Consider the following 23,823-nt stretch of genomic DNA (forward strand, 5'->3'; position numbering starts at 1 on the left):
GATGGGCCCGTGGAGTTCCAGGACGTGGTGCGCAGACGGCGGATGGTGCGGCGGTTCACGGACGAGCCCGTGCCGCCCGAGACGGTGGACCGGCTGGTGCGCAACGCCGTGCGCGCCCCCAGCGCGGGGTTCTCGCAGGGCTGGTCGTTCCTCGTCCTGACGGAGCCGGAGGACCGCGAGCGGTTCTGGACGGCGGCCACCCCGGCGGACTCCGAGCGCGACATGTCCACCTGGCTCGCGGGCATGCGCACCGCCCCGGTGCTCGTCGTCGCGCTGTGCTCGAAGGACGCGTACCTCGGCCGGTACGCCGAGGCGGACAAGGGCTGGACCGACCGCGACGACGCGCGCTGGCCGGTGCCGTACTGGCACGTCGACGCGGGCATGGCGTCGCTGCTCATGCTCCAGACGGCGGTCGACGAGGGCCTCGGGGCCTGCTTCTTCGGCGTCGGCGCGGGCGAGATGCCGGCGTTCCGCGAGGCGTTCGGCATCCCCGACGCGTGGGTCCAGACCGGCGTCGTCGCGGTGGGCCACCCGGCCGACCCGGGTGCGGGCGCGACCGCCAAGGGCTCCCCGACGCGCCGGCGCCGCAAGCCGCTGGAGGACGTCGTGCACCGCGGGCGGTGGTGACGGCCCGTCAGCCCGCCGTGGAGCGGATCGCCGCCGCGAGGCCGGCCACCGCCTCGCCGACCCGCGCGTCGGCGAGGTTGCCGTACCCGACGACGAGCGCCTCGGCGCCGGGGTCCGCGGCCGAGACGCGGTAGCGGCGCAGGTCGGTGACGCCGACGTCGCGCGCGGCGGCGGCGCGGACGACCGCGGCGGCGGGGACGCCGTCGGGCAGCCCGACCACGACGTGCAGGCCCGCCGCGAGGCCGCTCACGGGCAGGCCGGGCAGCGCGGCGTCGAGCGCGGCGAGCAGGGCCGCCCGGCGGCGACGGAACCGGCCGCGCGCGGCCCGCAGGTGCCGCTCGTAGCCGCCGTCCGTGAGGAACCGGGCGAGCGCGAGCTGGTCGAGGGTCGACGGTGCGGGGCCGCCCGCGTCGCCGCCCAGCCGCTCCCGCCAGCGCGGCGGCAGCACCAGCCAGCCCAGCCCGAACGCCGGGGAGACCGTCTTGCTGAGCGACCCGAGCAGTGCGACGCGCCCCGGGTCGTGGCCCTGCAGCGCGGCGACGGGCCGGCGGTCGTAGCGGAACTCGGCGTCGTAGTCGTCCTCGACCACCAGGCCGTCGACGGCGCGCGCCCACGACACGAGCGCGTCGCGCCGCTCCGGCGCGAGGGCGACGCCGGTGGGGAACTGGTGCGCCGGCGCGACCAGCGCGGCGCGGGCGCCGGTCCGCGCGGCGGCCACGGCGAGCGCGTCGACGTCCACCCCGCGGTCGTCGACGGGCACCGGCACGGGGACCAGGCCGGCGCCGCGCGCGACGTCGCGCAGCCGGCCCCAGCTCGGGTCCTCGACCAGGACGGCGCGGTGCCCGGCGGCGCGCAGCGCGCGGGCGAGGCGGGTCATGCCGTCGGTGGCGCCGTGCGTCACCAGGACGTCGTCGGGTCCGGCGCAGGTGGAGCGGGCACGCGCCAGGTACTCGACGACGGCGCCACGGGTGGCCGGGTGGCCGGCGGGGTGCGGGGCGCCGAGGTCGGCGTCGGGGGTGTCGGCCAGGGCGTCGCGCAGCGCCCGCAGCCAGGCCGCCCGGGGCACGTGCCGCAGGTCCGGGACGCCGGGCGCGAGGTCCAGGCGGGCACGGCGCACGGGGGCGGCGTCGGTCGACGTCGGGTGCGCCGTCGCGTGCTTCGGCGTGGCGTGCGCGGCCGCCCCGGCCGCGATCCGCGTGGCCGACCCGACGCGGGCCTCGCAGAACCCCTCCGCGACGAGCTGGCCGTACACCTCCGTCACGACCCACCGCGACACGCCCAGGGTCTCCGCGAGGGCGCGCGACGGCGGCAGCGCCGCCCCTCCCGGGACCCGGCCCGCGTGCACGGCGTCCCGCACGGCGCGCTCGAGGCGCGCGACCAGCGGGGCGTCGTCGTCCCCGAGGTCGAGCACGGTGTCCCACGCGAGCACAGGATTGGTCTGGGCCATTGCCATGGAATTGGACGGTACACCCGTGCCGATTCGTTCGTAGCGTCGTGGGTGTCGGCCGGCGGACGGTCCGCCGGCCCCCACGACCCACACCCTGACAGGAGCACCCATGCGCTACCGCACGATCGGCGACGGCACCACGTCCTTCGAGGTCAGCACGCTGTGCCTCGGCACCATGTGGTTCGGCACCCGGACGGACGAGGAGACGTCCTTCGCGATCCTCGACCGCTATGTGGAGGCCGGCGGCACCTTCCTCGACACCGCCAACAACTACAACGGCTGGGGCGGAGGGCACGGCCGCGACAGCGAGGACGTCCTCGGCCGCTGGCTCGCCGCCCGGGGGAACCGCGGCGAGCTGCGGATCGCCACCAAGGTCGGCGCCGCGAAGAAGGACCCGAACCTGCCGCTGCAGAACGTCCCGCCGACCAACTTCCAGGGGCTGGGCGCCGAGACGATCGCCTGGGAGGCCCGCGAGAGCCTGCGGCACCTCGGCGTCGACCACATCGACGCGTACTACGGGCATGTCGACGACTACGACACCCCGCTCGCGGAGACGGTGGGCGCGTTCGGCAAGCTCCAGGCGGAGGGGCTCGTCGGGATCGCCGGCATCTCCAACGTCGCGCTGCACCGTGTCGTCGAGGCGCGCGAGGAGGCCGGCCGCCAGGGCGTCGCGCCCTACGGCCTGGTGCAGCAGCAGCTCACCTACCCGTACCCGCGGCCCGACGTCGGCCGGCACAACTGGGCGTCGTACGAGCTGCTGGACTACGCGGGCGCGGCGTCGGCGACCGAGCACCCGCTGGCGGTCGTCGCGTACTCGCCGCTGATGCAGGGCGCGCTGGTGCGCGACGACAAGCCCCTGTGGGACGGCTTCGACCACCCGACCACGCACGAGCGGCTGCGGGTGCTGCGCGAGGTCGCGGACGAGATCGGCGCCACCCCGAACCAGGTGGTGCTCGCCTGGCTCCTGGGCGGGGACGTGCCCGTCGTGCCGGTCGTCGGCGCGAGCAGCGTCGCGCAGCTCGACGAGCTGCTCGGCGCGGCCGAGCTCGACCTCGACGACGACGTGCGCGCCCGTCTCGACGCGGTGTGACCGGCGTGGCCCTGCCCGGTCACTCCAGCCACTCGGTGACGAACCGGTCGTTGGCGTGCACGTGCAGGGCCTCGTACACCTCGGGGCCGATCACCGTGAACTTGTGCGGCGTCCCGGCGGGGGCGACGAGGATCTGGCCGCCCACGGCGACCACCTCGTCGTCCCCCACCCGGAACAGCGCCCGCCCGGAGCGCAGGATGAACGTCTCCGTGTACGGGTGGCGGTGCAGGCGCGGGCCGACGCCGTCGCGGTCGAACCGCTCGAACATCACCGACACGGTGGACCCGTGCAGGTAACCCTCGAAGTCGGTGCCCGGCAGCGTGGACTGCTCGATCAGCTCGATGCTCGACTCGGTGCTCATGCCGGATGGACCGCGCCCGGGCGCGGAACTGAGCGGGGTCCCACCACCCCGCGGTCAGGTCTTCCCATGGGCCGGTGGCGCGCCTACGCGTCGTCGCTGGCGACGGCGAGCTCGTCGGAGCGGACGACAGCGCCTTCGCTCCCGGTGATCTCGACGGTCACCACGGCGCCGTCAGGGACGTCGTCGGGCACCGCGACCTGCATCTGGAGGTCGCCGGAGTCCGTGGCGACCACCTCGTCGGCAACCTCCGGCGCAGGGAGTGCCTCGCCGTCGACGAACACCTGTGCCGCCGTGATGCGCATCGGCTGCATCGGCTCCCCGGAGTCGGTGTCGTCGCAGCCCACCACCATGGCTGTGCCCTGGAGCGTCACCACCTCGCCCGGAGCGGCCGCCTGCTGGGACCACGACAGCTCGGGTGGAGCGCAGGAGGCCGACGCCGCGGGATCGGCACCCGCGCAACCGGCCGTCGCGGCCAGGACGACTGCACCGATCGTGACCGTGGCCAGTGAGCTCCAGCGCCTCATACGCGGTCATCCTGCCACCGGCAGAGCCCGCGGACCGGAGGCCGCGCACGCTCACGCTCAGCACGACTTCTCGGGTACGGATCCCGGGCCGCACAGCGGCGGCTCGGGTGCCGGTGCGCCGTCGCGGGGGCCCTGCTCGAGCACGGTGGTTTCGAGAAGGACGGTGCCGTCGTCGTCCATGAGCCGAGTCTCCAGCACCGCACCGCTGACCGGGTTGAGCAGGAGTTCTTCGATGCCGAGATTCTTGTCGGAGAAGTCGGCACGGACCGCCGTGGCGTCACGTCCCGCGCTGTCGGAGGTGTAGCCCACCAGCTCGACGCCGGGGATCCCGGCGAGGACCTGCCACAGTGCGCGGCGCAGCTCGGAACTCGCGGGGCTGCCCTGCAGCAGGCTCACGGCCTGGCTCCACAGGTCCCATTCGTAGCCGTGATCGCTCGCCGGCATCCCGGCCGTCAGTTGCTCGGTCAGGGCCGCGGGATCGGTCGGCAGCTCGTCGAGCTCGTCCCAGGTGAACTGCGGGTTCCCGCCGAACACCGGCGGGCCGCCACCTTCGACCGTGTCGGTGAGGTCGAGCACGCGCACGAGCGAGGGGTCCATTGTCGACTCTCCGTGCTCGGCGGCGGCAAGGGCCGCGGAGGTCTCGTCCTTCATGAGGAAGGTGTCCCGAGAGTGCCAGACCTCGCGGTCGTACGGGCCCAGGTCGTCGGCACCCATCCCCGACTCGGTCACCCGCTCGTGCACGTACCAGTACTCGCCGTCCCCGACGGGCTGGGTGGCGGCGCCGTCCGCGGCCTCGAGCAGCACGAGCTCCGCCGACGCAGGGGCGGTACCGAGGACACCGGCGGCGACGACGGCCGCGAGGGCCGTGCCGCCGGCGGCGGCGCGTGCCCACCAACGCCGTCGTGGCCTGGACGGGCGCACCACCGACGGTGCGGTGGTGATGCGTTCCAGGATCGCGTCGGCTCGTGCCTCCTCGGCCGTGCTGAGCGCCACGCCTGGCACGGGGTTGGCGTCGGCGACGCGGCGCAGCGTCGGGTCCTCGGTCATCAGGTTCACGGCTGCGTTCCTTCCACGACTCGGGCACCCGCTCGCCGGGCAGGCCACGGTGCGGGCTCGGGGTCAGGTCCGGGTTCGATGTCTGCGAGCAGATGCTTGAGTCGGCGGCGCGCCCGGGTCAGGCGCACCGAGAACGCGGCGCGCGTGCAGCCCAGGACCTGGGCGGCCTCACGGCCGGTGAGCCCGTCCCACGCCACGAGGGCCAGCGCTTCCCGGTCGGCGTCGCTCAGGCGGGCCCAGGCGACCTGGAGATCCACGGTCGTCGTCGCGAGGTCGATCGTGTCCTGCGGCAGCTCACGCTCGGCACCGATACGTAGCGCGAGGCGATGCCGCCGGCCGTGGGCGCGACGGTCCTCGGCCAGCACGTTGCGCGCGACGCCGAACAACCACGGGCGCACCTCGCGTGGCACGTCCGCCCACCGGTTCCACGCGATGGCGAAGACCTCCGCGGTCAGGTCCTCGGCGACGTCCGGATCGGCGCGGCGCTGCACGAACCTCAGCACCTCCGGGTACAGCGCCCGGAAGACCTCGCTGAACACCCTGTCCGCCGGCGCCGTCACGGACTCATCCTCTGTCTCACACCCCTACATCGTTCCGAGGCGCCCGAGTGCAACACCGGCCTCCGTCGATTCTCACCGGGTCGGGCTCCGGGGATCGATCCCGCCTTGACCCGCCCTTCTCGATAGTTCATAGTTCATGATCAATAGACTAGGGATGTGGTCATGGACTCGTTGCTCGGCCTGCAGTTCCCCGCCGCCGTGGGCGTCGTCCTCGCCGGGGCGTCGCTCCTCGCCGCCGCCGCGTTGTGGTGGGACGGACAGCGAGCGGTCGCGCCGTCGGCGGCGGCTCGACGCGCGGCACGCCATGCCGCACTCACAGCCGGTGTTGCGACCGTGCCGCTGATCTTCGGCATCCTCGTGGTCCCGACGTACTACTTCGGGGGCTACCTGGCACTGGTGGGACACCGCGCGGCGGTGCTTCCCGTCGTGTCGCTGCTCGGTCTCCTCGCCGTTCACGCCGTCGGCGAGATGACCTGGCCGAGGCCGCGGGGCACGCAACGACAGGCTCGCCTCGTCGCACGGACCGTGCATGACGTCGCACCTGGCCGACTGCGGCGGGCGCCGCTGACGTGGCTGGCGGGAGCCGTCGTCGTCGCGGTCGGCTTCGGCCTGATGGCATCGGGCCCACGATCGGTCTCCCGCGTCGTCGGCCTCGACCAAGCCTTCACCGTGGACCCGTTCCCCGGCTGGCTGTGGACCGTGTCGATACTCGCCGCCTCGACGGCAGCCGTGGTGCTCACCGAGCTGGTGCTCCGCCTCGTCGCCTCGCGTCCGGCGATCGACGACGTCGACGAGGAGTGGGACATGTGGCTGCGTCGGCGCGTAGCACGCCGCATCCTGCGCTCCGTGCAGCTCGTCCTCGGATGGACCCTGGCCGGCCTGATCGCCGTGGGCGGCCTGTCGCTTCGCCGCCTCGGCCTCGGGTACGGCAGCGGTACCGCCGCGGGCGCTCCTCCGAGCTCGGCGCACCTCGTCGCCGGCAACATGCTGCTCCTTGCCGCCATCGCTGTCGCGCTCGTCGCGCTGGTCGTGGCCGTCTGGCCGGCCCGTGACGTAGCCCCCGCGGCGATGGCCGACGACGAACCGGCGGAGGCGCAGGCATGAGCCTCGCCGTCCGGATCGACATCGCCTCCACCGTTCCTCACTACGAACAGCTCCGGGCGCAGATCGCCGCCCTCGTGACTGCCGGCGACCTCGCCGACGGCCAACGTCTTCCCACCGTGCGCGCTCTCGCCAACGACCTCGGCATCGCACCGGGCACCGTCGCCCGCACCTACCGCGACCTCGAGGCTGCCGGCATGGTGACCAGCAAGCGACGCGTCGGCACGCTCGTCACCGCGCCCGCAGCCACCCTCGACAGGGCCGCCGTCGCCCAAGCCGCGTACCGGTTCGTGCGGGTCGCTCGCGACCATGCCCTGACCGATGGCGAGATCCGCGACCTGATCGCTGCCACCCTTCTCAAGACGGCAACGGCCACCACGACCCAGGACGTACGTCGAGCCGACGTGGAGCACAAGGGATGACGCGGGCGAGCGACGATGCTGTCACGCGGAATCCCGGAGGGCCTGAACTCCGGAGCGGGGTCGACAACCCCACCGACGGCCACCCCCCGACAGCCCGGTATCGAGGTCCGCCGGCGTGCGGTGGCTTCAGTCGACGTCTGTCGGGACCATCAGCGCAGCACCCATGAGAGCAGCCATCGCTGCCCATCCGACGAGCGCTCCGGTGAGAGCGGCTCGCACCATCCTCGATCGCTCCGTGGCGGCTGGACGCCCGACTCCGAGGCGTGCGAGCGCGAGCACGACCGCGCCCACGATCGGTGCCCAGGGGCCGAGGATCGCCACGCTCACCGACGCGGTCATGACCCCCAGAGCCGCCATGACGACGAGGGTGGCCTCCTCGCGCTCAAGGCCGGTGTCGCGGACGACGTCTCCCTGGAGCCTCATGCGCAGATCATGGCTCCCGGCACCGCCGGTGCACCCGATGCCGAAGGGTGAAACTCGCGTCGCACACCGAACCGGCACAACCCCCGCCGGCCTCGGACTGACCGTCGGCGCCCGCCACACGACCGAGCACGCGCACGGTGCGGTCGACGCCCCTTGACCCTGACACTGACGTCAGGTCCTAGCGTCCGGCGCATGGAGATCAAGAATCAGACCGCCCTGGTCACCGGGGCCAACCGGGGGATCGGCCGGCACTTCGTGACAGAGCTGCTGCGGCGCGGAGCGGCGAAGGTCTACGCCGCGGCCAGGAATCCTGCGTCCGTCGATGTCCCGGGCGCGACGCCGCTCCGACTGGACGTGACGGACGACGACTCGGTGGCCGCGGCCGCCGCCCTGGCGCAGGACGTCACGGTCCTCGTCAACAACGCGGGCGTGGCGGCGCTGGCCCCGTTCGTCGGCGGGGACCTGTCGGGCGCCCGCCAGGAGATGGAGGTCAACTACTGGGGCACGCTGCGGATGGTGCGCGCGTTCGCGCCGATCCTCGGCAGGAACGGTGGCGGCGGGATCCTCGACGTGCTGTCCCAGAGCTCGTTCCGGGCGTTCGGGTTCGCCGACACCTACGGGGCGGCGAAGGCCGCCGCGTGGCAGCTGACCAACGGTGTGCGGCTCGAGCTCGCCGGCCAGGGCACGCAGGTCACCGGGCTGGCCATGGCCCTCGTGGACACGGACATGTCGGACTGGGCCAGGGAGCAGGACGACTGGGCGCTCGCCGAGCCGCGCGACATCGTGCGCCAGGCGCTCGACGGCTTCGAGGCGGGTGCCTTCGAGGTGCTCGGTGACGAGATGACCCGCGAGTGGAGGTCCCGGCTCGGGGAGCCGGCCGAGGCGCTGTACCCGCAGGCGGCCACGGCGCCGGCAGGCCCCCGCTGATCGGCGGTCGGCCGGAATCCGCGCACGGGTCACGTCGTTGGCGCCGGTGTGCTGAGAATCGGTGAGGTGGCGGAACGTGCCGGCGTGAGCGTGCGCGCCCTGCGCTACTACGAGGAGCAGGGGCTGCTGGCGACCGTGCGGACCTCCGCGGGGCACCGGCTCTTCGACGAGACGGCCGTCGACCGGGTCCGGTTCTTCCAGCAGCTCTACGCCGCGGGCCTGACCAGCGGCAACATCGCCCAGCTGCTGCCGTGCGTCGACTCGGGGCACACCGACCACGAGCAGCGCGCGATGCTGCGGGAGCAGCGCGAGCGCCTCCGGGAGCGGCTGGACGACCTGACCGCGGCGATCGCCCGCCTCGACACCGTGATCGCCGCGACCGACACGCACCCCTGAGCCATCCGGGAGGACGCCAGGGAGGACGCCACGGAGGGCGTCAGGGGAGGGGCAGGTCGAGCCCGCGCCGCAGCCGGTCGCGGACGGCGCGGGGCAGCTCGCCCCAGTCGTCGATCGTGTCGAGGTCGACGGCGGTGCCCGGGCGGCGCACGACGACCGGCCGCAGCCCCGCGCGCCCCGCCTCGGCGACGTGCGCCGCCCGCGACGCCTCGCCGAACCGGAACCGGAACGGTGCTGCCGCGGGCAGCACCAGCAGGTTGGTCCCCGCCAGGTGCCGGTCGGTGGCGACGACGGCGGCGTCACCACGCCGTGCGTCGTCGGGAGCCGGCGCGCCCGCGGCGAGCAGGGCCGCGACGTCGTCGGTCGTGAGCAGCGGCAGATCGGCGTGCGCGACGAGCAGCCGGTCCGCGCGGCGCTCGAGCGCCGCCTCCCGCCCGACGTCGAGAGCCGCGTTCAGGCCCGGCCGGTCCGGCGGCTGCGGGACCACCTCGACGGCCGGGCCGCCGCCGTGGAGGAGCCGGTCCAGGGTCTCGACGACGAACGGCACGTCGGCGGTGACGACGAGCACGCCGTCGACGCCGTCCGCCGCCAGCAGGACGGCGACGACGTGCCGGGCCAGCGCCGCGACGAGCCGGCGTCGCGCGGCCGGGTCGAGCGAGGACGCCAGCCGTGACTTGCCCGAGACGCCGTCGCGCAGCGGCACCAGCGCGATCGTGCGGACGGGGCCGGCGCCGTCCGGTGCGCTCATCCGAGGGCGAGCAGGTCGCGGGCGAGGCGCTCGCGGCCGGCGGCGCCGCCCATGATCGTGTCGGTGACGAGCACCTCGACCCCCAGCTCGCGGATCGGGCCGGCGAGGTCGGCGTCGGCGTCGTCCACGACCATGACGTCCACCAGGTCGGCGTACAGCCGGGCCACGCCCAGCGCGGACACCTCGTGCCCCAGCGTCTCCAGGATCTGCGCGGCGGGGCCCTTGATCGCCTGCCCGCCGACGATCGGGCTCACGGCCACGCGGCGCGCGGGCGAGGCCAGGACGGCGTCGCGCACCCCGGGCACGGCCAGCACCGGCTCCACCGACAGGAACGGGTTGGACGGCGCGACGACGAGCAGGTCCGCACCCGCGACCGCGTCGAGCACGCCGGGCGCGGGCCGCGCGGCGGCGACGCCGTCGAGCTCGATCCCCAGCACCGCGTCGGCGTGCTGCCGGCGCACGAAGTACTCCTGGAACGCGACCCGCCCGGACGGCGTGTCGACGAGGGTGCGCAGCCGGTCGTCGGTCACCGGCAGCAGCCGCGCCCGCACGCCCAGCGCCGCAGCGAGCCGCGCCGTCACCGCGTGCAGCGGCCGCCCCTCGCGCAGCGCGGCCGTGCGCACGACGTGCGTCGCGAGGTCACGGTCACCCAGCGTGAACCACGTGTCCTCGCCGAGCCGGGCGAGCTGGTCGAGCGTCGTGTACGTCTCGTCGGTCAGCCCCCAGCCGCGGGTCTCGTCGTTCAGGCCGGCGAGCGTGTACATGACCGTGTCGAGGTCGGGGGAGACGAGCAGCCCGTGCCGCTCGGTGTCGTCGCCGACGTTCACGACGACGGTCAGGCCGCCGTCCGGCGTCGGGGCGCCGTCGTCGGGCAGGGCCAGGGCGAGGCCGTGCGCCAGGCGGGCGCCGCCGACCCCGCCGGCGAGAAGGGTGACGCGTGTGCTCACCCGACGAGCCTACGGTCCTCGCCGACGGTCGTGGACGTGCAGGATGGGGGCATGGCCGTCTTCGCTTTCTCCGTCGCCCCGCTCGGCGCGGGCGAGTCCGTGGCGGACGCCGTCGCCGCCGCCGTCCGCATCGTCCGTGAGTCCGGGCTCCCCACCCGGACGACCGCGATGTTCACCGAGATCGAGGGGGACTGGGACGAGGTGATGCCGGTGATCCAGCGCGCCACGGAGGCCGTCGGGGCGGGCGGGCACCGGGTGTCGCTGGTGCTCAAGGCGGACATCCGGCCCGGGTACACCGGGCAGCTGGACGCGAAGGTCGCCCGGGTCGAGGAGCGGCTCGCCGACGACGGCGGCGCAGGTCACGCCTAGCCCGCCGACCGCCGACCGGCCTCGCCGCGGGCGACCTGGCGCGCCGACGCGCGCCTGAGAGCCCGCTGTGGTACACGCCACGTCGCGGGGGCCTTAGGCTTGCCCCGGGATCCGGCCGCCGGGGTCGGTTCCGATCCAGGAGTGGTGTGCAATGCCCCTGTTCGAGGTCGATGCCCAGAGGCCCCTCCTCGTCCAGTCCGACCGGTCGCCCGCGGCAAGCTCCCAGGGCGTCGGGACCACCGCCCACCGGGTGGTGGACAGTCACATCGACGGTCTGCTCGGCGAGCAGATCTTCCCGGTGAGCCCGGGCGTGGGCCCGGACGAGCCGCACCTGCTCGCCCTCGACGCGACCGGCTCGCCCGTCGTCGTCGAGCTCGTCGCCGACCTCGACCGCACCGCCCTCACCCGCGCGCTCGACCACGCCGGAGCCGCCGGCCGGCTGACGCGCGGCGCCCTGGCCGAGCGGTACCACGGCGGGCCGGCGGCGTTCCACCGGGACGTGGCGGCGTTCTACGACAGCGTGCCCATCACCCGCTCGCAGCCGGGGCGCAGCAGCGCCCGGCTCATCGTCATCTGCCAGGAGGCGAGCGAGGAGATCCTCAACGCCGTCGACTTCCTGCGCCAGCCCACGATGCCCGTCGAGGTGCTGAAGATGGGCGTGGTGCACAGCGCGGACGGGCGTCGCTTCGTGGACGTGTCGCCGCTGGTGATCCACCCCGCGTCCGCGCCGACGGCCCCGAGCCTGTCCGCGCCCGCCGCCCCGGCGGCGTCGAGGGACACCGTCGCCACGCCCGACGACGACGCCTCCGCGCGGACGGACGAGGCGTCCGCCCGCGTCGACCCCGAGACCTTCGCCGAGGGGGTGGCCGTCGGGCTCGCGCTGGGCGGGAAGATGCCCGCCACGGTCCAGGCACCCCGGGACAAGGTGGAGTCGGCCCCGCCGTCGCGGACCCGCCGCCGGGCCGCGCGCCCGCGGTCGGCCGAGGAGGGCCCGTCCGAGGCAGCCCTCCCGCGAGGCCCGCTGCCCGTGCCGGCGGCCCCCGCGCCGGCCCCGCACGCCCCCGTCCCCCCGCCGCCGGGCCCGGTGCCTGCGCCGGGCCGCGGACCCGGCCTCGACGACGACCTCGACATCACCCGCGAGCGGCCGCCGCTCCCCGGCGGCGCCCCGCGTCGCCGCTCGCGCTCGGACCGCTTCACGTCGCGACCGGAGCTCGACGGGTCGGTGTCGGACTACGGGCGCCAGGACTTCGGCGGTCAGGACCTCGGCGGTCAGGGCCTCGGTCGTGAGGACTTCGGCGGTCAGGACTTCGGCCGTCAGGACTTCGGTCGTGAGGACCTCGGGCGCCGGGACTTCGGTCAGGCGTTCGCGGAGGTGGCGGCACCCGCGTTCGACCTGCCGGTGCCGGAGCCGCGCTGGTCCGGCGTCGAGGACGACCTCCCCCGCCTGCAGGTGCCGCCGCTCGAGCCGCCGCGCCTGCGCACGCCGCCGTCCGACCCGTTGGAGCCGGGCTGGACGCCCGCGCCGCACGACCACGGCTACGACCCGCTGACGTCGCCCGTCCCGCCCCCGCCGGAGCCGCTCGCGGCGCCCGGGCCGTGGGCGCCGCCGCCCGCCGCGGGCGACGACGAGGTGGACCACGACCTCGTCGCGCTGGCCGGCACGCTGGTGCACCCGACGACGATCGTGTGGTCGCGTCCGCGCCGCCGGCAGTACTTCGAGGCCGTGCTGCACCGGGACGGCGCCATCCAGCTCGCCGACGGTTCCCGCTACTGGCACCCGGACCACGCGGCGTCCGCAGCCTCGGGCTCGCCCACCGCCGACGGGTGGAGCGTGTGGCGCCTCGGCGCCGAGGGCCCGACGCTCCTGGACGCCTTCCGGCACCGTTTCGCCTGAGCCCGGAGGCGGCTCACCGCACCGCGGGGGTCAGGGCAGGACGACGATCTTGCCCGTCTGCTCGCCGGCCGCGAGGCGGGCCAGGCCCTCGCCGACGCGCGCGAGCGGCACGACGGAGTCGATGACGGGCCGCACGCCGGTGCGGGCGACGAACCGCACGAGGGCGGCCAGGTCGTCCCGGGAGCCCATCGTCACGCCCTGCACGCGGATCTCGTTGAAGAAGACGCGGGTGAGCTCGGCGGGCGGGGCGTCGCCGGACGTCGCGCCGCAGACGACGATCGTGCCGCCCGGCCGCACCGAGCGCACGGAGTGCGCCCAGGTGGCCTGACCGACGGACTCGATCACCGCGTCCACGCGGGCCGGCACGCGGGCGCCCGACTCGACGGCGTGCGCGGCGCCCAGCTCCAGGGCGCGCTCCCGGCGCTCCGCGGAGCGCGAGGTCACCGTCACCTCCAGGCCGGCCGCGGCGCCGAGCACGATCGCCGCGGAGGCGACGCCACCGCCCGCGCCCTGCACCAGCACCCGGTCGCCGGGGGCGAGGCCGGCCGCGCCGAACAGCATCCGGTAGGCGGTGAGCCAGGCCGTGGGGAGGCACGCGGCGTCCTCGAACGACAGGTCGTCGGGGAGGGGCACCAGGTTGTGGATCGGCACCGCGACGTACTCCGCCAGCGTGCCGGGGTAGTGCTCCGACAGCAGCGTGCGGCGCTCGGTCGGCCCGACGCCGTGCCCGTCGGCGCCGATCACGCCGTGCAGGAGCACCGGCGAGCCGTCCGCGGCGGTGCCCGCGGCGTCGGTGCCGAGGATCATCGGGAGCTGCTCGGCCCGCAGGCCGACCCCGCGCAGGGACCACAGGTCGTGGTGGTTGAGCGTGGCGGCACGCACACGCACCGTGGTCCAGTTCTCCCGCGGCTCGGGTTCGGGCCGCTCGCCCACCTCCAGGCCGTCGAGGGGGGAGTCGGGCGAGAACCGGGCGACGGTGGCGGCGAGCATACGCACCAACCTACTGGTGGTCGCCGGTGCTGGGCGGACCTGGAGGCCGGACCGGGCGATGGCCTAGGTTGTCCGCCATGCCGATCGATGGGCCCACCGGTGGGGTCGAGGACGAGCTGGCCGCGGCGCGCGCCTCCGTCGTCGAGCACGCGCAGCAGTCGGCGCGTCGCCAGGTCGCGGGCCGGGAGCTCGCCGCGTCGGAGGAGGCCCTGGCGGAGGCGCGGGCCTCGCTCGCCGACGAGACAGCCGACGTCGCGCGGCTGGAGTCCCTGAGCCTCGTGCGCGTGTGGGCGGCGCTGCGTGGCGACCGCGCGCAACGGCTCGACGCCGAGCGTGCCGAGCAGCAGGCGGCCGAGTACGTCGCCGCGACGGCGCAGGCACGGCGGGCCGCCGCGGAGCGCGAGGTGCGCGTCGTCGACGCCGGTCTGGCCGCCCTCGGCGACGTGCAGGCCCGGTGGCACGCCGCGCTCGCGGCGAAGGAGGCGTGGGTGCGCGGTGCCGGCGGCCCGGGAGCGGCCGAGCTGGCAGCGGTGGCCGAGCAGGTGGGCGGATGGCGCGCCCAGCAGGTCGAGATCGGTCAGGCCCAGGTGGCCACCGATCGGGCCGCGCGGGCGCTGGCCGCGGCGGCGGACGAGCTGCGCGACGCCGACGGCTGGTCCACCTACGACACGTTCTTCGACGGCGGCATGCTCGCGAGCATGGTCAAGCACGACAAGATGGACCGCGCCGCGGGCCTGCTGCGCGAGGCGGACGCGGCGCTGCGCCACCTCACCGTCGAGCTGGGCAACCTCGGCGAGCAGGGCGTCGGCGGGGTCGGCGTCGACGGCCTCACCCGCACGCTCGACGTCTGGTTCGACAACATCTTCACCGACTGGTCGGTGCGGAACCGGATCGCCGAGGCCCGCGACCGGGTCGCGGGCGCGGGCCGCGCCGTCCACGGGGTGCGGCAGCGTCTCGCCGAGCGGGGCGCCGCCGCCGACGCCGAGCTCGCGGCGCTCGCCGCCCGGCGGGAGAGCCTGCTCGTCGGGTGATCGGAGAGGCCGCCGGGCCGCGTCGTCAGGGGGCGCCGACGTCGAACATCCAGGTGATGCCGTACCGGTCGGTCACCTGGCCGTAGAAGTCGCCCCACGGCGCCTTGTCGAACGGCATCGCGTCGGTGCCGCCCTCGGCCAGCTTCGCGTACGCGCTCGCGACGTAGTCGTAGTCCTCCGGCCCGCCGGTCAGCGCGACCGTGACGCCGCTGGTGGGCGCCACGTACGGCATCATCGAGCCGGTGTCGGCGGCCATGAGGGTGAGGCCGGAAGGCGTCTCGAGCTGACCGTGCATCACGAGGTCCTTGTCGGCGTCCTCGATCGGCATGCCGGAGTCCGCGGGCATGTCGCCGAACCGGCTGACGTCGAGCTCGCCGCCGAGCACGGACCGGTAGAACTCCAAGGCCTCGGCGGCCTGGTTCCTGAAGCTGAGATACGGGTTGAGCCGGACCATGGGGCGCCTCCAGCAGCGCTGCGGTGTGGCTGGCCGCGCGGGTCGGCGGCCACGTCCACGCTAGGCGCGGCCGCCGACGCACGCGCGGCCACCGGCGTCCGGTCCCTCAGAGCATGTCCAACGGCACGGGCCCGTCCGGGGGCGGGAAGGCGGCGTCGAGCTCGGCGAGGTCCTCGGCGCCCAGGCGCAGGTCGCGCGCCGCGGCGTTCTCGCGCACGTGCGCGGCGGACCCGGACCGCGGGATCGCGACGACGCCCTCGCCCGCCAGCACCCACGCGAGCGCGACCTGCGCCGGGGTGGCGCCGTGCCGCCGGGCGACCTTCCGCAGCGCGGGGTTCCCGAGGATGCGCCCCTGCTCCACCGGCGAGTAGGCCATGGTCACCACGCCGCGCTCCCGGAGGAACGGGAGCAGGTCGTGCTCCGGCGCGCGACGGGAGAGGTTGTAGAGCACCTGGTCGGTCTGGCACGCGCTGCTCAGCCCGCCGGCGACGCCGTCGAGCTCGCGCAGGTCGTCGACGTCGAGGTTGCTGACGCCCCAGCCGAGCACGTCGCCCGCCCGGACCAGCGCGTCGAGCGCGGCCGCCGTCTCGGCCAGGGGTACCCCGCCGCGCCAGTGCAGCAGGTAGAGGTCGAGCCGGTCGGTGCCGAGCCGCCGCAGGCTGGCCCGGCACGCCTCCACGGTGCCGCGCGCGTCCGCGTTCCACGGATAGACCTTGCTGACCAGCACGACGTCGTCGCGACGCCCGGCGACGGCCTCGCCCACCAGCTCCTCGGCCGCCCCCTCGCCGTACATCTCGGCGGTGTCGATCAGGGTGAGCCCCAGGTCGAGGCCGGTGCGCAGCGCGGCCAGCTCGTCGGCACGGCGGGACGGCGTCTCGCCGAGGTACCAGGTGCCCTGGCCCAGCGCCGGCACGGTGCGCCCGTCGGGCAGGGTGACGGTGTCGCTCATGCCTCGATCATGCCGCGCCCCGGGCGCCGCCGGTCAGCCGGCCTCGCTCTCGTCGATGTTCGCGCCGGCCAGGAAGTCGGCGACGATGGGCCCGAGCTGGTCGAACTCGATGAGGAAGCCGTCGTGCCCGAAGTCGGACGTGACGATCCGCAGCGGCTCCGCCCCGGGCAGCCACGCCGCGATGCGGCTCGCCTGCTCCGGCGGGAACAGGCGGTCCGAGTCCACCGCCACGACCAGCGCTCGCGACGTGATCTGCGACAGCGCCGACTCGACGCCGCCGCGGTCGCGCCCCAGGTCGTGGCTCAGCATCGACTCGGTGAGCACCAGGTAGGAGTTGGCGTCGAACCGGCGCGCGAGCTTGTCGCCGTGGTGGTCGAGGTACGACTGCACGGCGTAGCGCCCGTCCTCGAGCGGGTCCTCTCCGCCCTGCGGCAGCCGCCCGAACCGCACGTCGAGCTCGGCCGCCGTGCGGTAGGTGGTGTGCGCGATCTGCCGGGCGATGGCGAGGCCGGTGTCCGGCCCGTCCCCGTCGGCGGCGTCGTAGTAGTCGCCGCCCCGCCAGCGGGGGTCGGCCCGGATCGCGCCGAGCTGCGGGTGCGCCCACGCGATCTGGTCGCCCGACGTCTGCGCCGTCGTCGCGATGGCGGCGACGCCCTCCACCGCGATCCCGGCCTCGGGGCCGAGCAGCGCCCACTCCAGCACCCGCAGCCCGCCCATCGACGCCCCGACGACCAGCGACCAGCGCTCGACGCCGAGCTGCCGGGCCAGCTCGATCTCCGCGGCGACCTGGTCGCGCGTCGTGATGCGGGGGAAGCGCCCGCCCCACGGCCGGCCGTCAGGGGCCGCGGACGCCGGGCCGGTGGTGCCCTGGCAGCCGCCCAGCACGTTGGGCGCGACGACGAACCAGCGGTCGGTGTCGATGGGCGCACCGGGGCCGATCATGTCGGCCCACCAGCCCGCGGTGGGCTGGCCGGGTCCGGCGTCGCCGGTGACGTGCGCGTCGCCGGTGAGCGCGTGCAGCACGAGGACGGCGTTGGAGCCGTCGGCGTCCAGCTCGCCCCACGTCTCGTACGCCACCCGCACGTCGGGCAGCACGCCGCCCGCCTCGAGCTCGACCGCTCCGACGTCGGCGAACTTCCTCCCCGCCACCGGGTCGCCCTCGCGCCACGCGCCGGTGGCGGGCACCGGCGGCTTGACCTGCGCCCGCGAGTCGGTCGCCGGGCGGGACGTCATCGGGCGGACGGTCGGAGCGGTGCCGGAGCGGCGCCCGCCCACCGACGGCACGGTGGCGGCGACGCCGCCGCCGCACCGCGCCGACGGGCCGGGCACCGCCGTCACGCGGCGGCCTCGTCGTCGGACGTCGCGCCGTCGGTCGCGCCCGCGACGACGTCCGCCGCCGCGGCGAAGCCGAGCTCGAGGTCGGCGAGGATGTCCTGGACCCCCTCGAGGCCGACGGCGAGCCGCACCAGGGCCGGCGTCACGCCGGACTGCGCCTGCGCCTCCGGGGTGAGCTGCGAGTGGGTGGTCGACGCGGGGTGGATGACCAGCGAGCGCACGTCGCCGATGTTCGCCACGTGCGAGTGCAGCTGCAGCGCCGAGACGAAGGCGCGGCCGGCGGCGTTGGCCAGCTCCGGGTCGGCGACGTCGAGCTCGAACGCCACGACCGCGCCGGCGCCCTTCGGGGCGTACCGCCGCGCGTTGTCGTGCCACGGCGACGACGGCAGCCCGGCGTAGTGCACGAGGCGCACGTCGGCGCGCTCCTCGAGCCACTCGGCCACGTGCTGCGCGTTGGACACGTGCCGCTCCACCCGCAGCGACAGGGTCTCGAGGCCCTGGGCGAGCAGGAAGGCGTTGAACGGGGCCACGGCGGGGCCGAGGTCGCGCAGCAGCTGGACGCGCGCCTTGAGCACGAAGGCGAGGTTGGCGCCGAGCGCGGATCCCACGCCGAGGTCGCGGGCGTAGACGAGGCCGTGGTAGCTCTCGTCGGGCTGGTTGAAGCCGGGGAAGCGCTCGGGCTGCGCGGCGTAGTCGAAGGTGCCGCCGTCGACGATGACGCCGCCGATGGCCGCGCCGTGGCCGCCGAGGTACTTCGTGGCCGAGTGCACGACGACGTCGGCGCCGTGCTCGATCGGGCGCACCAGGTACGGGGTGGCGATCGTGTTGTCCACGATGAGCGGCACGCCCACCTCGTGGGCGACGGTCGAGACGGCGGCGATGTCCAGCACGTCCGCCCGGGGGTTGGGGATCGTCTCGGCGAAGAACGCCTTGGTGGTCGGCCGGGCCGCCGCGCGCCACGACTCGGGGTCGTGCGGGTCGTCGACGAACGTGGTCTCGATGCCCAGCTTCGGCAGCGTGTGGCGCAGCAGGTTGTAGGTGCCGCCGTACAGGCTCGGGCTGGCGACGAGGTGGTCGCCGGCCTGCGCGACGTTGAGGATCGCGAGCGTCTCGGCGGCCTGCCCGGACGCGACGAGCAGCGCGCCGACGCCGCCCTCGAGGTCGGCGACGCGCGCCTCGACGGCCTCCTGCGTGGGGTTGCCGATGCGGGTGTAGATGGGGCCGAGGTCGGCGAGCGCGAAGCGATCGGCGGCGACGTCGGCGCTGGGGAACTCGAACGACGTGGTCTGGTAGATCGGCAGCGCGCGGGCCCCGGTGACGGGGTCGGGGGTCTGGCCGGCGTGGATCTGGCGGGTCTCGAAGGTCCAGCTGGAGGTCATGACGTGCTCCTGGGTGGCTCGGGTCGGGCGCTGTTCGGGCTCGGTCGGCGGTGATCGGGCCGCGGCGGGAACCAGGAGGCCTGCGCGTCTGGGGCGGGCCGCGGCGGTCGGCTGCGCACGCGGAGCGGATGGCTGGGTCGACGAGCGGCCGCAGGCAGGCGAACGTGCGCGGTGGTCAGCGGCACATTCGGCGGGTCATGCGGACGACCGTAGCCCGGCGGCGTAGCGCGCGACACCCGTGTCTCGCTATTCGGGACCAGAATATGGACGGCGTGTCGGCTTGCCAGGCGCGTCCCGACCGTCCCCTCGGGTGGCGGTCCCCGTCGCCCGGGGCGAGTCTGGGCGAGGTTGCCCGGAGAACATCTGCCGGTCAGCGCGTCCCGAGGGAGGAGCAGGACATGCCGCGCACCCGTCGTGCCGCCAGGGTCACCTCGTGGGTCGCCGTCGCGCTCCTCGGCGGAGCGCCCGTCGTCACCGGGGGCGTCGCGTGGGCGGAGCCACCGTCCGACGACGACGTCGCGGCCGCGCACGCCGCGGCGGACGCCGCCGCGCTCGACGTCGCCGGGGCGCAGTCGCGGCTGGACGCGATCCGGGCCGAGCTCGGGCGTGCCGAGGCCGCCGTCCAGACCGCCGCCGAGGACTACGCGGAGGCCCGCGAGGCGCTCGCCGACGCGAAGCGTGAGACCGCCCAGGCGCGCGAGCGGGCCGACCGCGCCCAGCGGGCCGAGGACGCCACCCGGGGCACGCTCGCCGAGGCGTACCGCACCACGGCGCGCGCGAACGAGAACGGCCTGGGCCCGCTCGACGTCGTCGCCGGGGCGCGCGACGTCGGCGACGTGGTGTCGGGCGAGGCCGCGCAGCGCGCGGTGGACCGGAAGGTCGCGGGCGTGCTGGCTCTGCAGGCGGACGTGCGGTCCGCCGCGCGCAACGCGGACGCCCGCTGGCAGGCCGCCCGCGCCGCGCAGCAGGACGCGAGCGCCGCGGCCGAGGCGGCCTTCGCCACTGCGCGGCGCACGGCCGCCGACCTCACCGCCCGCACCGCCGCCGCCGAGGACGAGCGCGAGCGCCTGTTCGCGCGCCTCGCCGACCTGCGCAGCACCAGCGTCGAGCTCGAGCGGCAGCGCGAGGCCGACCGGCAGGAGCGGGCCGCCGCCGCGAGCGAGGCCGCCGCGCGGGAACGGGCCGAGGACGCCGCGTCCTCGGGCGGTTCGTCGGGCACGTCCGAGACGACCGCGGACCGGGTGGACGCCCCCGACGCGCAGGCCGACCCGGAGCCCGAGCGACCGCGGTCGGGCGGCACGGACGACGGTGCGCGGGCCGACGACGAGCGGCAGGCCGAGCCCGCCCCGCAGCCGACGCGCACCCGCGAGCCCGCCCCGGACCCGGCGCCGCGGCCCGACCCGAAGCCCGACCCGCCGCCGGTCAGCGGCGTCGGCCAGGGCAGCGCCGCGCAGGGCCGCGAGGCGCTCGCGTGGGCACGCTCGAAGATCGGGACGCCGTACCAGTGGGGCGGCGACGGCGACCCGGGCTACGACTGCTCGGGGCTGACCTCGGGGGCGTGGAACGCCGCGGGCGTGTGGATCACGCGCACGTCGCGGTCGCAGTACCTCACCGTCGGCAAGGTCTCCTACGACCGCATGCGCCCGGGCGACCTCATCTTCTACGCCAACGACACGTCCGACCCGTCGACGATCCGGCACGTGGCGATCTACGCCGGCGGCGGGATGATGGTCGAGGCCCCGCGCCCCGGCATCGACGTCCGCGAGACCCCCGTCCGCTGGGACGAGGTCATGCCGTACGCCGGCCGCCCGTAGCACCGCGGTCACGGCGTTCCGGCGTGACCGTCGCTCCGCAGATTTCACCCGCTGTCACCCGTTTCCCCCCAGGACGACCGCCGCTATCGTCCAGCCAGTCCTCGAGAGCGGGAGCGTGCGTGAGCGGGAAGCGCGGCCGGGCCGGGTCGGTCCTCATGACGGTGCTGGCGGCGTTCGGCCTGGTCGCAGGGGGTCTTGTGCCGCCCGCGACCGCCGACCCCGGGGGCAGCGAGACGACGGTCACCGTCGCGAGCGCGCAGTGGTGGCAGGGCCAACGGGTGCCGCTCGAGGCGACGGTGACCCACGACGGCGTCCCCCTGGAGAACGCTCCGCTGGCGGTGTTCGTCGACGGGCGGTTCCAGGCCCCCACCGTCCGGCCGCCGACAGGCACGGGGACGCTCTACTTCGTGTCGGGCCTCGTGCCGCCGGGGCGCCACGTCGTCGAGGTGCGGCACATGGACTACGACGCCCCCGACTACGGGGAGCCAGGTTCCTGCAGCTGCTTCTCGTCCGCCTCGGTCGAGATCGAGGTGCTCGACCCCGGCACGATGCTGACGCCGGCCTCGTGGTTCTACGGCGACCGCACGACGCTTCACGTCGCGCTGCCGGGGCCGTCCGATGCCTGGTCCGGGACGATCGAGACGTTCGGCGGCCTGGAGAGCGCCCCGATCGTGGACGGGGCGGCCGACCTCCCGCTCGGCGGGAGGGCGGTGCAGCCAGGCTCGATGATCTGGCTCTATCAGCGGTCCGACACCGGCAGGCTGCTCTCGACCTGGGCGCTCCCGGTGGACGTCCGCACCAGGACCACGACCCTCGAGGCCACGCTGCCGGGCACGGTGCGCCAGGGTGCGGTGGTGACCGTCCCTGTCCGCGTGAGCTCCCCCGACGGAGGGAAGCCGCAGGGCACGGTGGCGGTGGAGTACACCCGGAGCGGCACGGCCGTGCAGGTCGCGCGCGCGACGCTCACGGACGGCCGCGCGGCGGTGAAGGTGGCGGTGGACAGGATCCCGACGGGGACGCGCACGCTCACCGTCCGCTACACGCAGAGCGACGACCAGGCGCCCTTCAGCTTCGCCGGGTCCGTGCACACCCGCTCCGTGACCGTCCTGCCCCGCCGGGCGACACAGGTCACCACGTCGACGGGCGACTCCTGGACCTACGCGAAGTCCCGGAAGGTGACGGTGCGCGTCGCGGCCGCCGGCGCCGACCCGGACGGCCGGGTCGAGCTGTGGGCGGGCAGGACCAAGGTCGCGTCCGCGCGCGTCGTCGACGGCCGGGGCACCCTCGCCGTCGGGGCGACGAAGGTGGAGCCGGGGCGTCGGAGCCTCACCGCGACGTTCGTGCCGGCCGTCGCCACCGACGCCCCGTCGAAGCGGTCGTGGACCCAGCAGGTCCGGAAGGCGCCCGCGACCGTCCGCCTGACGATGGACCGGACGCGGTTCCGCGCGGGTCGGCCGCTCGGCGGGGCCGTGCACGCGACGGTTCGCGTCTCCGTCCCGGGCCTCGCGGAGACCGGGGCCCTGTGCCTGCAGACCCGCCAGCCCGGACGGCCGTGGTCGGAGTGCTGGATCCCGGGCAGCGGGCCGCTGCGCTCCTCGCACCACGGCGTGAAGCGGACCAAGGTGCCCTCCGCGGCGCTGGTCCGGTTCCACGGCCCCGAGCGGGGAAAGATGTACGTGCGGGTCACGTACACCTCCCGCGACCCCGACCTCGTGGCGGGGGCGTCGCGGACGGTGACGACCGTCTGGCGTTGACCCTCGACGGCGCGGCGGGCTACGGCCGGACCAGCACCTTGGTGGCGCGGCGCTCGTCCATCGCGGCGTACGCCTCGGCGACGTCGGCGAGCGGCAGCTCCAGGTCGAAGACCTTGCCGGGCACGATCGCGCCGGACAGGACCTCGGGGAGCAGCGTCTCCATGTAGCGGCGCGCGGACGCCATGCCGCCGCCGATGGTGACGTTGCGGTCGAACAGGCGCCGCACGCTCAGCTCCGGGCCGCCGTTGGGGACGCCGACGAAGCCGACCCGGCCGCCGCCGCGCACGACGTCGAGCGCGGTGTCCATCGACTGCTTGGTGCCGACGCACTCGAGCGCGGCGTCGGCGAGGTCCCCGCCGAGCAGGTCGCGCACGGCGGCGAGGCCCTCCTCGCCGCGCTCGGCGACGACGTCCGTGGCGCCGAACTCGCGGGCGAGGGCCGCCCGGTCGTCGTGGCGGCTCATCGCGATCACGCGCTCCGCCCCCAGGAGGCGGGCGCCGATCACGCCGGAGAGCCCGACGGCGCCGTCGCCGACCACGACGACGGTGTCGCCCGCGGAGACGCCCGCGGAGAACGCCGCGTGGTACCCGGTCGACATCACGTCGGCGAGGGTGAGCAGGTGCGGCACGAGACCCGCGGCCTCGAGCTCGGCCTCCGGCCACCCCACGGGGAACAGGGAGTGCTGCGCGAGCGGGATGCGCACGCGCTCGCCCTGGGCGCCGTCGACCGGGTTCCCCCAGCGGTCGGTGGAGCCGAACCCGGTGACGACGTCGCAGGCCGCCGGGAAGCCGGCCCGGCAGGACTGGCACTCGCCGCAGCTCATGGTGAACGGCAGGACCACGAAGTCGCCGACCTGCGCCGACGTGACGTCGGAGCCCAGCTCCTCGACCACGCCCACCAGCTCGTGACCGATGGGTCGCGGCCTCTTCACGGTCGTGACGCCGCGGTAGGGCCACAGGTCGGAGCCGCACACGCAGGCGGCGACGACGCGGACCACCGCGTCGCCGGGGGTGAGGATCTTCGGGTCCGGGCGGTCCTCGACGCGGACGTCGCGGGGCCCGTGGATGACGGCTGCACGCATGGGTTCACGGTAGACGTCCCCCGCGCGGTCCGGGGGACGACGACGGCGGCCCCCCCCCCCGGGGGGGGCGGCGCCGGCTGGGGGGGGGGGGCGGCGGACTTGGCGTGGTTGTAGCCGGGGTGCGTTGGGGCCGGGGGCGGGGGC

Annotated in this window: 25 protein-coding genes; 11 read left to right on the forward strand and 14 right to left on the reverse strand. The window is 75.5% G+C overall.

Annotation, left to right across the window (positions count from 1 at the left end; translation table 11 throughout):
- Positions 1 to 9: 9 nt before the first annotated feature.
- The gene (locus tag ACFQ8Y_RS19905) at positions 10 to 627 is read left to right on the forward strand and encodes a nitroreductase family protein (RefSeq protein ID WP_430586521.1); all 618 of its coding nucleotides are present in this window, start codon (positions 10 to 12) and stop codon (positions 625 to 627) included.
- 7 nt (positions 628 to 634) lie between these two features.
- Here the strand turns inward: ACFQ8Y_RS19905 and ACFQ8Y_RS19910 are convergent, their stop codons facing one another.
- Positions 635 to 2,080, reverse strand: a complete 1,446-nt coding sequence (locus ACFQ8Y_RS19910; RefSeq protein ID WP_430586522.1) for a PLP-dependent aminotransferase family protein — start codon at positions 2,078 to 2,080, stop codon at positions 635 to 637.
- Positions 2,081 to 2,183: 103 nt separating this feature from the next.
- On the opposite strand from ACFQ8Y_RS19910, the gene ACFQ8Y_RS19915 reads away from it, so the two are divergent.
- Positions 2,184 to 3,164, forward strand: coding sequence for an aldo/keto reductase (locus ACFQ8Y_RS19915; RefSeq protein WP_430564807.1), 981 nt, complete (start codon positions 2,184 to 2,186; stop codon positions 3,162 to 3,164).
- Between the two features lie 19 nt (positions 3,165 to 3,183).
- On the opposite strand, the gene ACFQ8Y_RS19920 is transcribed toward ACFQ8Y_RS19915, so the two are convergent.
- From ACFQ8Y_RS19920 to ACFQ8Y_RS19935, 4 genes are all read right to left on the reverse strand, one after another.
- Positions 3,184 to 3,525 (reverse strand): cupin domain-containing protein, encoded by a 342-nt coding sequence (locus tag ACFQ8Y_RS19920; protein ID WP_430548565.1) that lies wholly within the window; start codon positions 3,523 to 3,525, stop codon positions 3,184 to 3,186.
- An 83-nt stretch (positions 3,526 to 3,608) separates the two neighbouring features.
- The gene (locus tag ACFQ8Y_RS19925; protein ID WP_430586523.1) at positions 3,609 to 4,049 is read right to left on the reverse strand and encodes a hypothetical protein; all 441 of its coding nucleotides are present in this window, start codon (positions 4,047 to 4,049) and stop codon (positions 3,609 to 3,611) included.
- Positions 4,050 to 4,106: 57 nt separating this feature from the next.
- A complete protein-coding gene (locus ACFQ8Y_RS19930) occupies positions 4,107 to 5,096 on the reverse strand; it encodes a CU044_5270 family protein (protein ID WP_430586536.1) in 990 nt (329 codons plus the stop codon).
- Between the two features lie 5 nt (positions 5,097 to 5,101).
- Positions 5,102 to 5,665: an RNA polymerase sigma factor gene (locus tag ACFQ8Y_RS19935; protein WP_430586524.1), complete on the reverse strand. Its 564-nt coding sequence runs from the start codon at positions 5,663 to 5,665 to the stop codon at positions 5,102 to 5,104.
- A 162-nt stretch (positions 5,666 to 5,827) separates the two neighbouring features.
- Between ACFQ8Y_RS19935 and ACFQ8Y_RS19940 the strand changes: the two genes are divergently transcribed.
- Positions 5,828 to 6,769, forward strand: coding sequence for a hypothetical protein (locus ACFQ8Y_RS19940; protein WP_430586525.1), 942 nt, complete (start codon positions 5,828 to 5,830; stop codon positions 6,767 to 6,769).
- Positions 6,766 to 7,188 carry a GntR family transcriptional regulator gene (locus ACFQ8Y_RS19945; protein ID WP_430564803.1) on the forward strand — a complete coding sequence of 141 codons (423 nt, stop codon included), beginning with the start codon at positions 6,766 to 6,768 and terminating at the stop codon, positions 7,186 to 7,188. The genes ACFQ8Y_RS19940 and ACFQ8Y_RS19945 overlap by 4 nt, the downstream gene beginning before the upstream one ends.
- Before the next feature lie 126 nt (positions 7,189 to 7,314).
- Here ACFQ8Y_RS19945 and ACFQ8Y_RS19950 read toward each other — a convergent pair whose 3' ends face one another.
- A complete protein-coding gene (locus tag ACFQ8Y_RS19950; RefSeq protein WP_430586526.1) occupies positions 7,315 to 7,611 on the reverse strand; it encodes a hypothetical protein in 297 nt (98 codons plus the stop codon).
- 192 nt (positions 7,612 to 7,803) lie between these two features.
- Here ACFQ8Y_RS19950 and ACFQ8Y_RS19955 point away from each other — a divergent pair, with 192 nt between their 5' ends.
- Together ACFQ8Y_RS19955 and ACFQ8Y_RS19960 are read left to right on the forward strand one after the other, a co-directional pair.
- Entirely contained in the window at positions 7,804 to 8,538 is a 735-nt protein-coding gene (locus tag ACFQ8Y_RS19955) for an SDR family oxidoreductase (protein ID WP_430586527.1), read from the forward strand.
- Positions 8,539 to 8,604: 66 nt separating this feature from the next.
- The gene (locus tag ACFQ8Y_RS19960; protein ID WP_430548569.1) at positions 8,605 to 8,934 is read left to right on the forward strand and encodes a MerR family transcriptional regulator; all 330 of its coding nucleotides are present in this window, start codon (positions 8,605 to 8,607) and stop codon (positions 8,932 to 8,934) included.
- 40 nt (positions 8,935 to 8,974) lie between these two features.
- Here the strand turns inward: ACFQ8Y_RS19960 and cofC are convergent, their stop codons facing one another.
- Both cofC and cofD read right to left on the reverse strand, forming a co-directional pair.
- The gene (gene cofC, locus ACFQ8Y_RS19965; protein ID WP_430548570.1) at positions 8,975 to 9,682 is read right to left on the reverse strand and encodes a 2-phospho-L-lactate guanylyltransferase; all 708 of its coding nucleotides are present in this window, start codon (positions 9,680 to 9,682) and stop codon (positions 8,975 to 8,977) included.
- On the reverse strand, positions 9,679 to 10,629 hold the full coding sequence (gene cofD / locus ACFQ8Y_RS19970) for a 2-phospho-L-lactate transferase (protein ID WP_430586528.1): 951 nt from the start codon (positions 10,627 to 10,629) through the stop codon (positions 9,679 to 9,681). The genes cofC and cofD overlap by 4 nt, the downstream gene beginning before the upstream one ends.
- A gap of 51 nt (positions 10,630 to 10,680) precedes the next feature.
- Here cofD and ACFQ8Y_RS19975 point away from each other — a divergent pair, with 51 nt between their 5' ends.
- The gene (locus ACFQ8Y_RS19975) at positions 10,681 to 10,998 is read left to right on the forward strand and encodes an MTH1187 family thiamine-binding protein (protein ID WP_430548572.1); all 318 of its coding nucleotides are present in this window, start codon (positions 10,681 to 10,683) and stop codon (positions 10,996 to 10,998) included.
- Positions 10,999 to 11,149: 151 nt separating this feature from the next.
- Positions 11,150 to 12,892, forward strand: coding sequence for a hypothetical protein (locus tag ACFQ8Y_RS19980; RefSeq protein ID WP_430586529.1), 1,743 nt, complete (start codon positions 11,150 to 11,152; stop codon positions 12,890 to 12,892).
- Between the two features lie 30 nt (positions 12,893 to 12,922).
- Here ACFQ8Y_RS19980 and ACFQ8Y_RS19985 read toward each other — a convergent pair whose 3' ends face one another.
- Positions 12,923 to 13,882: a zinc-binding dehydrogenase gene (locus ACFQ8Y_RS19985; RefSeq protein WP_430548574.1), complete on the reverse strand. Its 960-nt coding sequence runs from the start codon at positions 13,880 to 13,882 to the stop codon at positions 12,923 to 12,925.
- Positions 13,883 to 13,959: 77 nt separating this feature from the next.
- Between ACFQ8Y_RS19985 and ACFQ8Y_RS19990 the strand changes: the two genes are divergently transcribed.
- The gene (locus ACFQ8Y_RS19990; RefSeq protein WP_430586530.1) at positions 13,960 to 14,913 is read left to right on the forward strand and encodes a hypothetical protein; all 954 of its coding nucleotides are present in this window, start codon (positions 13,960 to 13,962) and stop codon (positions 14,911 to 14,913) included.
- A gap of 25 nt (positions 14,914 to 14,938) precedes the next feature.
- On the opposite strand, the gene ACFQ8Y_RS19995 is transcribed toward ACFQ8Y_RS19990, so the two are convergent.
- From ACFQ8Y_RS19995 to ACFQ8Y_RS20010, 4 genes are all read right to left on the reverse strand, one after another.
- On the reverse strand, positions 14,939 to 15,367 hold the full coding sequence (locus ACFQ8Y_RS19995) for a VOC family protein (RefSeq protein WP_430548576.1): 429 nt from the start codon (positions 15,365 to 15,367) through the stop codon (positions 14,939 to 14,941).
- A 106-nt stretch (positions 15,368 to 15,473) separates the two neighbouring features.
- Positions 15,474 to 16,316 (reverse strand): aldo/keto reductase, encoded by an 843-nt coding sequence (locus ACFQ8Y_RS20000; protein WP_430586531.1) that lies wholly within the window; start codon positions 16,314 to 16,316, stop codon positions 15,474 to 15,476.
- A gap of 33 nt (positions 16,317 to 16,349) precedes the next feature.
- Positions 16,350 to 17,549 (reverse strand): homoserine O-acetyltransferase, encoded by a 1,200-nt coding sequence (locus ACFQ8Y_RS20005; RefSeq protein WP_430586537.1) that lies wholly within the window; start codon positions 17,547 to 17,549, stop codon positions 16,350 to 16,352.
- Between the two features lie 101 nt (positions 17,550 to 17,650).
- The gene (locus tag ACFQ8Y_RS20010; protein ID WP_430564813.1) at positions 17,651 to 19,105 is read right to left on the reverse strand and encodes a bifunctional o-acetylhomoserine/o-acetylserine sulfhydrylase; all 1,455 of its coding nucleotides are present in this window, start codon (positions 19,103 to 19,105) and stop codon (positions 17,651 to 17,653) included.
- Positions 19,106 to 19,428: 323 nt separating this feature from the next.
- Here ACFQ8Y_RS20010 and ACFQ8Y_RS20015 point away from each other — a divergent pair, with 323 nt between their 5' ends.
- Both ACFQ8Y_RS20015 and ACFQ8Y_RS20020 read left to right on the forward strand, forming a co-directional pair.
- On the forward strand, positions 19,429 to 20,844 hold the full coding sequence (locus ACFQ8Y_RS20015; protein WP_430586532.1) for an NlpC/P60 family protein: 1,416 nt from the start codon (positions 19,429 to 19,431) through the stop codon (positions 20,842 to 20,844).
- Between the two features lie 119 nt (positions 20,845 to 20,963).
- Positions 20,964 to 22,598 carry a hypothetical protein gene (locus tag ACFQ8Y_RS20020; RefSeq protein WP_430586533.1) on the forward strand — a complete coding sequence of 545 codons (1,635 nt, stop codon included), beginning with the start codon at positions 20,964 to 20,966 and terminating at the stop codon, positions 22,596 to 22,598.
- 19 nt (positions 22,599 to 22,617) lie between these two features.
- Here ACFQ8Y_RS20020 and ACFQ8Y_RS20025 read toward each other — a convergent pair whose 3' ends face one another.
- On the reverse strand, positions 22,618 to 23,679 hold the full coding sequence (locus ACFQ8Y_RS20025; RefSeq protein WP_430586534.1) for a zinc-binding dehydrogenase: 1,062 nt from the start codon (positions 23,677 to 23,679) through the stop codon (positions 22,618 to 22,620).
- Positions 23,680 to 23,823 lie beyond the last annotated feature (144 nt).

Source organism: Isoptericola sp. NPDC056605 (genome assembly GCF_042792795.1).
GTDB lineage: Bacteria > Actinomycetota > Actinomycetes > Actinomycetales > Cellulomonadaceae > Isoptericola.

Coding starts and splice junctions, on each gene's coding strand:
- ACFQ8Y_RS20015 (WP_430586532.1), top strand. CDS start 19,429: ATGCCGCGCACCCGTCGTGCCGCCAGGGTCACCTCGTGGGTCGCCGTC.
- ACFQ8Y_RS19980 (WP_430586529.1), top strand. CDS start 11,150: ATGCCCCTGTTCGAGGTCGATGCCCAGAGGCCCCTCCTCGTCCAGTCC.
- ACFQ8Y_RS19940 (WP_430586525.1), top strand. CDS start 5,828: ATGGACTCGTTGCTCGGCCTGCAGTTCCCCGCCGCCGTGGGCGTCGTC.
- cofC (WP_430548570.1), bottom strand. CDS start 9,682: ATGAGCGCACCGGACGGCGCCGGCCCCGTCCGCACGATCGCGCTGGTG.
- ACFQ8Y_RS19985 (WP_430548574.1), bottom strand. CDS start 13,882: ATGCTCGCCGCCACCGTCGCCCGGTTCTCGCCCGACTCCCCCCTCGAC.
- ACFQ8Y_RS19975 (WP_430548572.1), top strand. CDS start 10,681: ATGGCCGTCTTCGCTTTCTCCGTCGCCCCGCTCGGCGCGGGCGAGTCC.
- ACFQ8Y_RS19930 (WP_430586536.1), bottom strand. CDS start 5,096: ATGACCGAGGACCCGACGCTGCGCCGCGTCGCCGACGCCAACCCCGTG.
- ACFQ8Y_RS20000 (WP_430586531.1), bottom strand. CDS start 16,316: ATGAGCGACACCGTCACCCTGCCCGACGGGCGCACCGTGCCGGCGCTG.
- ACFQ8Y_RS19915 (WP_430564807.1), top strand. CDS start 2,184: ATGCGCTACCGCACGATCGGCGACGGCACCACGTCCTTCGAGGTCAGC.
- ACFQ8Y_RS19955 (WP_430586527.1), top strand. CDS start 7,804: ATGGAGATCAAGAATCAGACCGCCCTGGTCACCGGGGCCAACCGGGGG.
- ACFQ8Y_RS19945 (WP_430564803.1), top strand. CDS start 6,766: ATGAGCCTCGCCGTCCGGATCGACATCGCCTCCACCGTTCCTCACTAC.
- ACFQ8Y_RS20025 (WP_430586534.1), bottom strand. CDS start 23,679: ATGCGTGCAGCCGTCATCCACGGGCCCCGCGACGTCCGCGTCGAGGAC.
- ACFQ8Y_RS19950 (WP_430586526.1), bottom strand. CDS start 7,611: ATGAGGCTCCAGGGAGACGTCGTCCGCGACACCGGCCTTGAGCGCGAG.
- ACFQ8Y_RS19995 (WP_430548576.1), bottom strand. CDS start 15,367: ATGGTCCGGCTCAACCCGTATCTCAGCTTCAGGAACCAGGCCGCCGAG.
- ACFQ8Y_RS19925 (WP_430586523.1), bottom strand. CDS start 4,049: ATGAGGCGCTGGAGCTCACTGGCCACGGTCACGATCGGTGCAGTCGTC.
- ACFQ8Y_RS19990 (WP_430586530.1), top strand. CDS start 13,960: ATGCCGATCGATGGGCCCACCGGTGGGGTCGAGGACGAGCTGGCCGCG.
- ACFQ8Y_RS20005 (WP_430586537.1), bottom strand. CDS start 17,549: ATGACGTCCCGCCCGGCGACCGACTCGCGGGCGCAGGTCAAGCCGCCG.
- ACFQ8Y_RS19920 (WP_430548565.1), bottom strand. CDS start 3,525: ATGAGCACCGAGTCGAGCATCGAGCTGATCGAGCAGTCCACGCTGCCG.
- ACFQ8Y_RS19910 (WP_430586522.1), bottom strand. CDS start 2,080: ATGGCAATGGCCCAGACCAATCCTGTGCTCGCGTGGGACACCGTGCTC.